Raw genomic sequence first — 12,304 nt, forward strand, 5'->3', positions numbered from 1 at the left:
CGCACCGGCCCGTGGTGACGTGCGGGGTGAGGGTTACCGGCCCGGCGGGGGCTGCTCGCCGCCGCCTGGCTTGTGCAGGAAGTCCTTCACCTTGTCGGTGGCCTGGTCGATCTTGTCGCCGTGCTCGCCGAACTTGCCCTTGGCGGCTTCCGAAAGCTTGTCCACACCCTGGTCCGTCTTCTCAGGGTTTTTGCCCAAGGCTTCCTTCGCCTTGTCGAATAAGCTCATCGCGGAACTCCGTCCATTCCTGATCGGGAAAACTATCGTGCCCCCAGGCAAGCACCGTCGCCGGAGGACCGCAACCGCACCGCCATCCTTTCGTGGAAACAGAAACCGTCGCGCGACGCGCTTCGCGGGGGCGTCGTGCTCTTCGGAACTGCCCCTGAAGGCCACCATCACGGCGTATTACGCCGTGATGGTGGCCTTCAGGGGCAGTTCAATCGGGTGCGGGTGCGGGTCAGCAGTCGCAGCCGTGGTGGCCGGTGCCCAGGTTGAGGTCGAGGCCGAGCAGGAGATTCAGGTCGAGGCCGCGGTGATGACCGCCGCTGTGGTGGCGGTTGCCGTCGAGCTGGAGCAATCCGCCCAGGTGGAGGCCGCCGCGCTGGTGGTCGATGGTCAGGCTGCTGGTCGCGGCGGAGTTCACCGGAGCCGGGGCCGGAGCGGCGCTCGCCATCGCGGGTGCGGCCAACGCGATCCCCAGTGCGACCGGGAACGCGGCAAGAGCGGCTATACGGCGGGATTTGTACATGGTGACAGTCCCTTCCAGACGGTGCCGCGAGCCGTTTGCCCGTGACAGCAGGGACTTCGTCACCGGGGTCGTATTCGGTGGGAAGATCACCGATCATTACGCCGTTCGGCCTAACGGGCCTGCCGTGACCCCCGTCACGGGGCTGATCCAGGGTGTGCGACGATCACGAGATATCGGGCGTGCTGTACCAGCTTCACCGCGAGAGTCACCCTGGCTGCCGGCTGTCAGCTTTCGTGAATTTCGTTCGCTTCTGGTTGTTGAAAGCCCCAGGCCGCTGACGCTTTCTGGGGAACGGATTCACCTAGACGAGTGAAAGCAGCGCACCAGTGCGCGCGATGAGAGAGCATGGTTTTCGGTATGCGGCCAATCAGGAACAACAGGGTCTTCGGTGGTGAGCCGGTACTCGGCATCGCCAAGGAGAGCGACCGGCGGGCTTTTCTGCGGATGGCCGGTCTGGTCGGGGTGGGGGCCACCCTCGTCGCCGGCGGACTCGGTTCGGGTATCGCCTCCGCCGCCACCAAGGTCGCCATGGCGACCGGTGACAAGGGCGACCTCGACATCCTCAACTACGCGTTGACCTTGGAGTACCTCGAGTCGGACTTCTACGCCACGGGGCTGAAGAAGAACCTCGTCAGCGCGCGTGAGCTTGAGCTGATCACGGAGATCGCCGATCACGAGAGTGCCCACGTCACGTCGGTCACCGCGCTGATCAAGCAGCTCGGCGGCACGCCGGTGGAGAAGCCGACGATCAAGTACCCGGACGACACGTTCGCCAGCAAGGCGAACTTCCTCAAGGCGGCGTCGACCTTCGAAGAGGTCGGGGTGACCGCCTACCACGGGCAGGTCGGGCTGATCAAGAGCGGCGACGTGCTGGGCGCCGCCGCGTCGATCGCGGGAGTGGAGTCACGGCACGCCGCCGTGCTGGCGACGCTCATCGGGGGCAACGCCTTCCCGTCGCCGATCGAGAAGCAGCGGACGAAGGAAGAAGTCCTCGCCATCGTCAAGCCCTACATCTCCTGATCCCCCGAACCCAGTAAGGAACCCAGTTCATGAACAGGCGCGATCTCATCAAGGGTCAGGCCACCGACGTGTCGCCACAGCTGGCGCTCGGGGCCTTGAACCACCCGTGGGCCAAGGCCATGGCCGCGGACTTCGCCAACGACCTCGAGGTGCTCAACTACGCGTTGACCCTCGAATACCTCGAGGCGGCGTTCTACGTGCAGGGCAACAAGGCCGTGCAGCTCACCGGGGACGAGGCGAAGTACCTCAAGCAGATCCAGGCCGACGAGGAGTCGCACGTCGCGACCCTCACCGCCACCATCAAGAAGCTCGGCGGCACCCCGGTCGAGGCGCCGAAGGTGGACTTCGGCAAGGCGTTCGAGGACCGCAAGAGCTACCTCACCACCAGCCACACGTTCGAGAACGTCGGCGTCGGCGCGTACCTCGGTGCGGCCGGTTTCCTCAAGGACAAGGGCATCCTGCAGGCCGCCGCGGGCATCTTCGGCGTCGAGGCCCGCCACGCCGCGGTCGTCGGCAACCTGCTCGGGCTGCCCGCCAAGGGCGGCGTGTTCATGGGTAACACCGAGACGCCGAAGACCAAGGAAGAGGTGCTCGCCGCGGTGGCGCCGTTCCTGGTCAAGCCCGGCACCGAACCGGTGATCCCGGTCGGCGCGCCGGACACCGGCGCGGGCGGGTCGACCGACAGCTCCACCGGCACGCTGCTGACGGTCGCGGGCGGGGTGGCGGTGGCCGGTGCGGCCGGCGCGCTCATCGCCCGCAACCGGATGACCAGCCGCGGCGAAGACGCCGATGGCTGATCCTTCGGCCACCGCTGAAGGCTCGGGGGACGGCGGGCGTCACGACGCCCGCCGTCCCCGCTTGCGGGTGATCCTGCTCGTCGTCGCCCTGGTGCTGGGGATCAGCGGCGTGGGCATGCTCTGGGCCGGGGTGACCTGGCAGCCGGGGCAGGCCGCGGTGGCGGCGGCCGGTGAGATCCCCCGGGCCGACGTCCCCATCAGCGCGCCGCCGAGCACGTCGGTGCCGACCACGGAGGCCGCGGCGCCGGTGGTGCCGCAGGTCCCCGCCGATCCGCTGTCCCGCTCGCTGCCGGTCTCGGTGAAGGTGCCGCGGATCGGGGTCGACAGCACACTGCTGTCACTGGGGCTCAATCCCGACCGGACCGTCGAGGTCCCCAAGGACTTCAGCAAGGCGGGCTGGTACGACTACGGCCCGACGCCCGGCGAACAGGGCGCTTCGGTGATCCTGGGGCACATCGACTCCTTCCGCGGCCCGGCGGTGTTCTACAAGCTTTCCCAGCTCGTGCCCGGCGACCTGGTGCAGGTGACCCGGCGCGACGGCACCACGGCGAACTTCACCGTGGACGCGCGCCGTCAGTACCCGAAGAAGCAGTTCCCCGCCAAGGACGTCTACGGCAAGGTCGACTACGCCGGGCTTCGGCTGGTCACCTGTGGCGGCCAGTTCGACAGCAAGGCGCGGAGCTACCTCGACAACATCGTCGTGTACGCGCACCTCAGCAAACCGGCCTGAACCGGAAGCCGGCCGGCCGTAGATCCTCCGGCCGGCCGGCTTCCGCTGTGCCGAGCCCCGGTGGGCTTCCCCGACCGTGTGGCACCGTTCTGGTCACCAACGGTGATTCTCCCTGTTCAAGCCCCTCGTGAGCGGTGTCCGCGCCCGCCCGTCCGGCCAGAACTTTGGTCTTCGGCCAATCCGCGGGGCCGTGTCCTGCGAATGCCCTTCACCACGCCGACACCAGCGGCGTCGGATCGGCGAGGGCAGGAGAGGGCACAGCTATGGTCGTGCGTGCCCGGGTTCTCGCGCTCATCCCCGGTTTCGGCGCCGCACCGGCCATTGTGGACCGTGAACAGGTCCGGCACGCGATGGCCGGATTCTTAAACCTAGCGAGAGGGTGCCGCAGTGCTCGACGTGTCTGTCCGCACGATCAAGACCCGGATGCGTGACGGGCTGATCCGGCCGTGTGCTCCCTGGGGGGCAAGGCGATGACCACCGAAGAGATCCACACCCTCACCGGCGCCTACGCCCTCGACGCGGTCACCGACGCCGAGCGCGCGGCGTTCCACGCGCACCTGGGCGACTGCCCGACGTGTGCGCAAGAGGTCCTGGAACTGCGCGAAACCGCCGCGCGGCTCGGTGCCGCTGTCGCGGTCATCCCCGGTGACGCGCTCCGCGACCGGGTGCTCGCGGCGGTGGCCGTCACCCGGCAGCAGCCGCCCAGCGTCGCCGACGCCGTCGTGCTCCCGCTGCGGTCACGCCGGTGGACGAGGCGGGTCGCGATCGGCGTGTCGTCGCTCGCGGCGGCCGCCGCGGTGCTCGTCGGCGGCATCAGCATCGGGCTCGACCACCCCGCCGAGCCAGGGCAAGCCGTCTCCTCGGTGTCCGCCGCACCGGACGCGGCCAGCGTCACCGCCACCGGCGTCAGCGGCGGGTCCGTGACCGCGGTGGTTTCCCGTCGCCAGGGCAAGGTCGCCGTCACCGCGGGCGGCCTGCCCGCGCTCGACAGCGCGCATTCCTACGAGGTGTGGCTCGCCGGGCCCCGCGGCTCGCAGTCCGCGGGGCTGTTGCACAGCGGGGACCACGCGCGCCCGGTCGTCGCTGAGATCCCGGCCGACGTCGACCACATCGCCGTCACGGTCGAGCCGGTGGCGGGCTCGCCGCAGCCCACCACCCCGGGTGTGGTCAGGATCGACCTGAACTGACCTCCGCGGCCGTGGGTGCGGTCAGGTGCGCCGACCACTTCTCCTCGATCCGGCCGAAGCGCCAGACGGCGAGCGCGGCCAGCCAGGTCACGACGAAGAGCCCGACGATCACGAAGCCGACATAGTCGAGGTCCACGTCGGCGATCGCGGCCAGTGGCCCGGTGGTGATGCCGAGCTTGTCGGCGAGGATGGACACCAGTTCGATGGTGCCGATGATCAGCGCCACCGCGACGGACAGCGCGGTGATGGTGATGTTGTAGAAGATCTTGCGGACCGGTTTCGCGAAGGCCCAGCCGTAGGCGAAGTTCATGAAGCAGCCATCAGCCGCGTCGAACAGCGTCATCCCGGCCGCGAACAGGATCGGCAGCACCAGGATCGCGTACCAGGGCAATGCGAACGCGGCGGCGCCGGCGGCGAGCACGAGCAGCCCGATCTCGGTGGCGGTGTCGAAGCCGAGTCCGAACAGCACACCGACCGGGTAGATGTGCCAGGGTTTGCGGACCGCTTTCGTGGCGCCGGAAAGAATGCGGTTCATGAAACCACGATTGTTCAGGCGGCGTTCCAGCTCTGCCTCGTCGAATTCGCCGTGCCGCATTCCGCGGAACACCTTGACGATTCCGACCAGGACGATCAGGTTCAGGATCGCTATGAGATAAAGGAAAACGCCCGAAACCGAGGTGCCGATCAGGCTGGTCGTCCTGTGCAGCGCCGAACCGTCGTCCTCCACCTGGCCAGCCAGAGCCCGGATGCCGAGGGCGAGGAGCGCGCAGAGGACGAAAACGACCGTCGAATGTCCGAGTGAAAACCAGAAGCCGACCGAAAGCGGTCTTTTTCCTTCGGCCATCAGTTTGCGGGTGGTGTTGTCGATGGCCGCGATGTGGTCGGCGTCGAAGGCGTGGCGCATGCCGAGGGTGAAGGCGGTGACGCCGAGCCCGATGCCGAACACCCCGGAGGCGCCGAGATCGTAGCGATGGGGCGCGACGACCAGGCCCAGTACGCCCCAGCCGACGAGGTTGAGCAGCAGGACGACCCCGGTCATGCCCGCGATCGACGCCCATTCGCGGCGGGTGAGTGCCTGGCGGATCCTGGTCAGTCGGCTGGTCGGTGCTGTGGCGCTCATGGCGTCCTCGATCCGGGGCCGGGTGGGGGAGTGATACCTGTGAGCCTAAGCAGATGAGCAGATCGAGAGCAATAGGCGTCCAGGAAAAGAACCATTATCTTTTCAGGTGTGCAGATGTGCGGTCCATTTTGTACTTTTCGATTCACCTGTTCGGAGGTGAACCGCGACACGGTCGGCTCCGAATAGGTAGGTGCTTGCCCGTGGAACGCGGGTCTGGCGGCGATCTCGGATTTTCCGCGGGGTCTGCTGTGAACATCAGCGATGGTGTCTTCGTCGAAAGGTCTCCAGCATGTCCGTACCGCTCCCGTCTCGCCGATCCCGGCGCGTGGGCCTCTCGTTGCTGGCCGTGGGCAGTTTGGTGCTCGCCAGCGCGCTGGTCGGCCTCGGGCCCGACCTGGCCGCCGCCTCCAGCCACCGTGAAGCACCGTTGATCGCGGGCGACCCGCCGGTCGACAACACGGACGTCTACGCGTTCGTCAGCCCGGACAAGCCGGACACGGTCACGCTGGTCGCCAACTGGTATCCGTTCCAGGAGCCCAACGGCGGCCCGAACTTCTACCCGTGGGCGACCGACGCGCACTACGACATCAACATCGACAGCGACGGCGACGCCAAGCCGGACCTGACCTACCGCTGGACGTTCAAGACCGAGGACAAGCGCGGCAAGTCCACGTTCCTGTACAACAACGGCCCGGTCACCTCGCTCGACGACGAGAACCTGCTGTTCCGCCAGACCTACAGCCTCGACGTGATCGACAAGTACGGCCGGTCCAAGAACATCGCCCGCTCGGCGAAGGTGGCCCCGTCGAACACCGGCGCGGCCTCGATGCCGAACTACGGCGCGCTGCGGGACCAGGCCGTCACCAGCCTCCCCGGTGGCCTCAAGAGCTACGCCGGCCAGGCCGACGACCCGTTCTTCCTTGACCTGAGGGTGTTCGACCTGCTCTACGGCGGCAACCTGTCCGAGGTCGGGCAGGACACGCTGAAGGGCTACAACGTCAACACGATCGCCTTGCAGGTCCCGAAGTCGGCGCTCGCGCTGAACGGCAACGCGACCAAGAACCCGGTGATCGGGGTCTGGAGCGACACCGAGCGCCAGTCGCTGACCATCAAGTCGCCGGGCAACCAGAACGAGCTCGGACCGTACGTCCAGGTTTCGCGCCTCGGCAATCCGCTGGTCAACGAAGTGGTCGTGCCTTCGGGGCTGAAGGACAAGTTCAACTCCCTCAAGCCCGAGCAGGATCACAACGTGCCCGAGCTGGTCAACCGGGTCACCGACCCGGAGGTGCCGAAGCTGATCCAGGCCATCTACGGACTTCCGGCCCCCGCCACACCCCGCAATGACCTGGCCGAGATCTTCCTGACCGGGATCACCACCAAGGCAGGCGGCCCGATCAAGGCCGATCTCAACTCGCAGCTGAACAACGCCGACGTCAACGCCAAGAAGTTCACCGCGTCGGAGATGTTGCGGCTCAACACCGCGGTGCCGGTCGCACCGGCACCGAACCGGCTCGGTGTGCTCGCGGGTGACTTCCAGGGCTTCCCGAACGGCAGGCGGCTGACCGACGATGTCGTCGACATCGAGGTCCAGGCGCTCGAAGGCGCCGCGCAGACCGGCGTCATCGTGCCGGCGCTGGCCACGGGCGACAAGGTCAACGCGAACGACGTGCCGTTCGGCAGCGCTTTCCCGTACGTCGCGCTGCCGCACAACACCGCGGTGAACGCGAGTTCCGGCGGTAGCGGTGCTTCCGGTGGTGGCGGCTCCGGCGGTGCCGGCGCGGTTGCTTCGGGCAGCTCCGGCTTCCCGACACAGCCCGCACTGGGCGGCCTCGCCGCCGCGGCGCTGCTGGGTTCCGGCGGGTGGCTGCTGCGCCGCCGCCCGCGCACCTCGACCGAATAAGTCCATCGGAACCGCCGGTGAGGTCTCGTGAGACCTCACCGGCGGTTCCCGGTCGTGAGGTTCCCCGATGCCCGTTCGTCCCCGCCGCCCCCGCCGCGTCCTGGCCGCCGTCGTACTGGCCGCCGGGGTCGCGGTGCTCGCCGCGACCTTGTCCGGGGTGTGGTCCGGCCCGTCGGCCGAGCAGGCTCCGCCGATCCCCGCCGCCGCGCCGAAACTCGCCGACTCCCTCACCCACAGCATCACCGTCGCGCAGGACAAGCTCCGCCGGACGCCGCAGGATCCGCTCACCTGGGCCCAGCTCGGTTCCGCCTACGTCGAGCAGTCCAGGATCACCGCCGACCCGGCCTACTACCCGAAGGCGCAGGGCGCGCTCGAGAAGTCCCTTCAGCAGCAGCCTGAAGGCAACGGTCCCGCGTTGATCGGGATGGGCGCGCTGGCCAACGCCCGGCACGACTTCGCCGCGGCCAAGGGCTGGGCGGAACGCGCGCGGGCCGTCCTGCCCGACACCGCCGAGGTCTACGGCGTGCTCGCCGACGCGCAGACGCAGCTCGGCGACGCCGGCGCGGCCACCGACGCGGTGCAGCAGATGCTGGACCGCAAGCCCGGCGTGTCCGCGTTCACCCGCGCCTCCTACGACTTCGAACTGCACGGCCGCGTCGACGAGGCGAAGCAGGCGCTGGAGCGCGCAGTGGGCGACGCGACCGGCCCGAGCGACGTCGCGTTTTGCCGTTATTACCTCGGAGAGCTCGCGTTCAACTCCGGCAAGCTCGACGAAGCGGCCGCCGAATACGACAACGGGCTGGCCGCAGACCCGCAGAATGTCTCGCTGCTGCAAGGAAAAGCGAAGATCGCGGCCGCGCGGGGCAAGCTCGCCGACGCGATCACCGGCTACCAGGAGATCGTCACCAGGGTCCCGCTGCCGCAGTATTTGCAGGAGTACGCGGAACTGCTGCTCGTGGCCGGGCGGCAGGCCGAGGCCCAGCAGCAGTTCGCGGTCCTCGACGGGCAGCAGCGGCTTTTCGCCGCGGCCGGGGTCACCGACGACCTCACCGCCTCCGCCATCGCCGCTGACCGCGGGGACAAGGCGGGCGCGCTGAGCCACGCGCAGGCCGAATGGGGGCGACGGCAGAACGTGCTCGTCGCCGACGCGCTGGCCTGGGCGCTGCATCTCAACGGCCGCGACGCCGAAGCCCTCACCTACGCCGATCGCGCGGCGGCGCTCGGCTGGCACAACGCCGGGTTCGCCTATCACCGCGGCGTGATCCTCGCCGGGCTGGGCCGCAAGGCCGAAGCCGTCACGTCCCTGACCGGCGCCTTGCAGACCAACCCGTACTTCTCGCCCCTGCACACTCCCGAGGCGCAGCGCGCGCTCGACGAGCTGAAGGCGGCGCGATGAGGCGCGTCCTGGTCCTCGCCCCGGTCGTGTTCGCGTTCATCGTCGCGGCGCTGCTCGCCGGACCGGGGACGGCGTCCGCTCACCCGCTGGGGAACTTCACCGTCAACCACTACGACGGCCTGAAGCTGCGCCCAGGCTCGCTCGAGTTGCTGTCCGTTGTGGACAGTGCGGAGATCCCGACGGTGCAGGAGAAACCGGCCGTCGACACCAACCACGACGGAACGCTCGGCGCGGACGAGGTGACCGCCTACGGTGCGAGCGAGTGCGGCGCGCTGCTGGCGGCCACGACCGCGTCGGTCGACGGACAGCCGCTGCGCTGGGCTCTGCTGTCGAGCAAGCTGGAGTTCCCGCCGGGACAGGCCGGGCTCGCGACGAGCAGGCTGACCTGCACGATGTCGGCCCCCGCGCGGCTGGACAGGGCGGCGACGCTGTTCGTGCGTGACGGCTTCCGGCCGGAACGCATCGGCTGGCACGAGATGACCGCCACCGGTGACGGCGTGCGGCTGCCCGAGTCGGGACTGCCTGCCACCAGCGTCAGCAACGAACTGCGGGCCTATCCCGACGACCTGCTGGCCAACCCGCTCGACGTCCGCGAGACGACCCTGCGGGTCGAGCCCGGTTCCGGTGGCGGGGCCGCGGTCGACGTGGCGCCGCATCTCGGCCCGCTTGACGCGGTGGTCGGCACGGTCACCAGGACGTTCACCGATCTGGTCGGCACCAAGGACCTCACGCCGTCGGTCGGGTTGCTCGCGGTCCTGCTTTCCCTGGTGCTCGGCGCTTCCCACGCCGCGCTTCCCGGGCACGGCAAGACCCTGATCGCCGCTTACCTGGCGGGCAAACGCGGTTCCACCCGCGACGCGGTCGTGGTCGGCGCGACGGTGACCGTGACGCACACCGCCGGGGTGCTCCTGCTCGGCCTGCTGATCAGCGGTTCCAGCGCGCTGGCCGGGGAAAGCGTGCTGAGCTGGCTCGGGGTGGCCAGCGGGGTGCTCGTGATGGGCATCGGCGCCTGGCTGCTGGTTTCCGCGGTCCGCAACCGGGCCCGCCACGCGGTCGAGGAGCCGGTGCTGGTGGCGGCGGGCGGCGTCGTCGCCGAGGCGGAGCACGGGCACGGCCACGGACATGGCCACGGACATGGCCACGGTCATGGGCACGGACATGCCCACGGGCACAGCCATGGTTTCGGCCGCGGCGGGCTGATCGGCATGGGGGTGGCCGGGGGACTGGTGCCCAGCCCGTCCGCGCTGGTCGTGCTGCTCGGCGCGGTCGCGCTGGGCCGCACCTGGTTCGGCGTGCTGCTGGTCGTGGGTTACGGCTTCGGCATGGCCGCGACGCTGACCGCCGTCGGCCTGCTGCTCGTGCGGGTGCGGGACCGGCTCGACACCATGCGCCGGATGGATCGCCTGCGCGAGCGCGCGGCCCGGCTTTCGTCCTGGATGCCGGTGCTCACCGCGACACTGGTACTGGTGGTCGGTCTCGGGCTCGCTGTCCGCGCCGCGACAGGAAATGGTTGACGAACATGCGCGCACTCCCGTTTCTCGCCGTCGCTTTCCTGGTGCTGGCAGGATGTTCGGCGGCTCCGCCGGATCCGGGGCCGGTGTTCGACAATGAGGGCAACGGAGCGGTGAGCTGCATGAAACACCAGGCAGCCGCCCCTGGCGTCCGCTACACCGATGCCGCGCAGCTGCGCACCGACGAAACCCTGCCGCTGTTGCGGTACTACACGGCCAACGGGCACAAGCCTTTTTGCGACGGTGCGCCCGCGTCGGACAACGACCGGGCGTGGGCCGCGCTGTATGTCCACTTAGGAGCGGACGGGGCCAACGTCGCGACCCTGCTGAAGTGACGGGTGTTCACCGCGGCATCAGGCTCCGGAGTTTGGACAGCGCCAGCCGCACCCGGGATTTCACCGTGTTGACCGGGATTCCCAGCATGTCCGCGAGCTCCCGATAGGACACTCCGCGGATGTAGGCGTGCACCAGCAGTTGCCGTTGCTCGGTGCTGAGCCCGGCCAGTGCCGTCATCACCTGGCGGGTTTCCGCCCGCTCCACGGCGTGTTCGGCCGGATCCGGCTCGGTGGGGATGGCGGCATGGCTGGCGACGAGGCTGTCGCGGTCGCGCGCGGACTGTGACGCCCGGACCCGGTCGACGGCCCGGCGGCGCGCGATCATGGTCATCCACCGGGCGCCATTGCCCTGGCTGCTGTTGTAGCGGGCCGCCGTGGACCACAGTTCCAGGAATATCTCCTGAGTCACTTCTTCTGTCTGTGCGTAATCCTGTAAAACCGCGAAGGCGGCGTGGAAGACGAGGCCGAAGAATTCGCGGTACAACCGGTCGAAGGCAGCCCTGTCCCCGCCGGCTACCCGGGCGAGCAGTTCCTCCATCGGACGTTCCCAGCGTCGGCAAACCGGCGGCATCACGCGAATACGGCACAGGAGCGGGCCGTGTCCTGGCCGCCGTGCATTTCGGTATTCGTGACGCCGGTGCGTCCGGGTTGGTCAATCCGCGGAGAAACTCGGGCCGGGGCTCAGGCCTCGGCCGGGCGGTGCGGGGTCGGCCGCGCGGCGCCGTGTTCGGCGGGGATGTCGCGGTCGAGGTGGTCGGCGTGGAACAAGGCCTGGGAAAGCAGGCCCCGCACGTGGTTGTTCGCGGCGGAGTAGTAAATGAACGTGCCCTCTCGGCGGCCCTTGACGAGCCCGGCCAGCCGGAGCTTCGCCAGGTGCTGGCTGACCGCCGCCGGTGCCGCTCCGGCCAGCTCGGCCAGGCAGGCGACGGAGGATTCCCCTTGCAGCAGGGCCCAGAGGACCTTGATGCGGGTGGGGTCGGCCAGCAGCCGGAACGACTCGGCGGCGAGGTGGACCTGCTCGTCCCCGGGCATGTCGAACTCCGGCAGCGAGGTGTGCATGGGGTTCATCGTAGCGGGTTGCCCGCATAGTCGCGTATCTGCATGCCTACGCATATACGATGCTATCGAGAGAGTCTCGCTTCGCCGACGCGCTCACCGCGCTGCCGATCGAATCGCGTTCGTCCTCGGGCGCCACGCCGCTACACCTACGGGCTCGGCCGTGCCGAGGACCTCGCCGGGGTAGTCGTCGTGCTGATGATCGCCGCGTCGGGCGCGTTCGCGGGCTACGAGGCCGTCCACCGGCTGCTCGTCCCGCAGCCGATGACCCAGCCGTGGGTGGTCGCCGCGGCCGGGGTCGCCTGGGGCTTCCCACTCGCCGACCCGATCATCGGCCTGGCCATCACCGTCGCGATCCTCTTCGTGCCGCGCGACGCGGCGAAGGCGGTGTTCCGGCGTCTGATGGACGCCGTTGAACCGGGCAGCGTCGGCCTGGCCGAGGCCCGCCGCGGTGCCCGGCGTTGCCGGTGTCCGCGACCGGCAGTTCGGCACGCAGGCTGTGCC

The 12,304-nt window shown here is 69.1% G+C and carries 13 protein-coding genes and 1 pseudogene; 9 read left to right on the forward strand and 5 right to left on the reverse strand.

Annotated features, from left to right (window positions below; genetic code table 11):
• Positions 1-33 precede the first annotated feature (33 nt).
• Both QMK34_RS34535 and QMK34_RS34540 read right to left on the reverse strand, forming a co-directional pair.
• On the reverse strand, positions 34-228 hold the full coding sequence (locus QMK34_RS34535) for an antitoxin (protein ID WP_326418894.1): 195 nt from the start codon (positions 226-228) through the stop codon (positions 34-36).
• 229 nt (positions 229-457) lie between these two features.
• Positions 458-748, reverse strand: coding sequence for a hypothetical protein (locus tag QMK34_RS34540; protein ID WP_326418895.1), 291 nt, complete (start codon positions 746-748; stop codon positions 458-460).
• Positions 749-1,105: 357 nt separating this feature from the next.
• On the opposite strand from QMK34_RS34540, the gene QMK34_RS34545 reads away from it, so the two are divergent.
• The 4 genes from QMK34_RS34545 to QMK34_RS34560 all read left to right on the forward strand — a co-directional run bounded on the left by QMK34_RS34545 (position 1,106) and on the right by QMK34_RS34560 (position 4,482).
• Positions 1,106-1,768, forward strand: coding sequence for a ferritin-like domain-containing protein (locus QMK34_RS34545; RefSeq protein WP_326418896.1), 663 nt, complete (start codon positions 1,106-1,108; stop codon positions 1,766-1,768).
• A 29-nt stretch (positions 1,769-1,797) separates the two neighbouring features.
• Positions 1,798-2,565, forward strand: coding sequence for a ferritin-like domain-containing protein (locus QMK34_RS34550; RefSeq protein ID WP_326418897.1), 768 nt, complete (start codon positions 1,798-1,800; stop codon positions 2,563-2,565).
• Entirely contained in the window at positions 2,558-3,295 is a 738-nt protein-coding gene (locus QMK34_RS34555; protein WP_326418898.1) for a class F sortase, read from the forward strand. The genes QMK34_RS34550 and QMK34_RS34555 overlap by 8 nt, the downstream gene beginning before the upstream one ends.
• A 470-nt stretch (positions 3,296-3,765) precedes the next feature.
• Positions 3,766-4,482 (forward strand): anti-sigma factor, encoded by a 717-nt coding sequence (locus QMK34_RS34560; protein ID WP_326418899.1) that lies wholly within the window; start codon positions 3,766-3,768, stop codon positions 4,480-4,482.
• Here the strand turns inward: QMK34_RS34560 and QMK34_RS34565 are convergent.
• Positions 4,463-5,521 (reverse strand): HoxN/HupN/NixA family nickel/cobalt transporter, encoded by a 1,059-nt coding sequence (locus tag QMK34_RS34565; protein WP_326418908.1) that lies wholly within the window; start codon positions 5,519-5,521, stop codon positions 4,463-4,465. The genes QMK34_RS34560 and QMK34_RS34565 overlap by 20 nt on opposite strands.
• 370 nt (positions 5,522-5,891) lie before the next feature.
• On the opposite strand from QMK34_RS34565, the gene QMK34_RS34570 reads away from it, so the two are divergent.
• The 4 genes from QMK34_RS34570 to QMK34_RS34585 all read left to right on the forward strand — a co-directional run bounded on the left by QMK34_RS34570 (position 5,892) and on the right by QMK34_RS34585 (position 10,744).
• Positions 5,892-7,502: a DUF4331 domain-containing protein gene (locus QMK34_RS34570; protein ID WP_326418900.1), complete on the forward strand. Its 1,611-nt coding sequence runs from the start codon at positions 5,892-5,894 to the stop codon at positions 7,500-7,502.
• 67 nt (positions 7,503-7,569) lie between these two features.
• Entirely contained in the window at positions 7,570-8,898 is a 1,329-nt protein-coding gene (locus QMK34_RS34575) for a tetratricopeptide repeat protein (RefSeq protein WP_326418901.1), read from the forward strand.
• On the forward strand, positions 8,895-10,412 hold the full coding sequence (locus QMK34_RS34580) for a HoxN/HupN/NixA family nickel/cobalt transporter (protein ID WP_326418902.1): 1,518 nt from the start codon (positions 8,895-8,897) through the stop codon (positions 10,410-10,412). Before QMK34_RS34575 ends, QMK34_RS34580 begins: the two co-directional genes overlap by 4 nt.
• Before the next feature lie 5 nt (positions 10,413-10,417).
• Complete coding sequence (locus QMK34_RS34585) at positions 10,418-10,744, forward strand: hypothetical protein (protein ID WP_326418903.1); 327 nt, start codon at positions 10,418-10,420, stop codon at positions 10,742-10,744.
• Between the two features lie 7 nt (positions 10,745-10,751).
• On the opposite strand, the gene QMK34_RS34590 is transcribed toward QMK34_RS34585, so the two are convergent.
• Positions 10,752-11,282, reverse strand: a complete 531-nt coding sequence (locus tag QMK34_RS34590) for a sigma-70 family RNA polymerase sigma factor (RefSeq protein WP_326418904.1) — start codon at positions 11,280-11,282, stop codon at positions 10,752-10,754.
• Between the two features lie 143 nt (positions 11,283-11,425).
• The gene (locus QMK34_RS34595) at positions 11,426-11,803 is read right to left on the reverse strand and encodes an ArsR/SmtB family transcription factor (protein ID WP_326418905.1); all 378 of its coding nucleotides are present in this window, start codon (positions 11,801-11,803) and stop codon (positions 11,426-11,428) included.
• A gap of 80 nt (positions 11,804-11,883) precedes the next feature.
• Here QMK34_RS34595 and QMK34_RS34600 point away from each other — a divergent pair.
• Positions 11,884-12,304: pseudogene (locus tag QMK34_RS34600) on the forward strand (cation transporter); the annotation flags it as partial.

The organism is Amycolatopsis sp. H20-H5 (genome assembly GCF_035828755.1).
Classification (GTDB): domain Bacteria; phylum Actinomycetota; class Actinomycetes; order Mycobacteriales; family Pseudonocardiaceae; genus Amycolatopsis.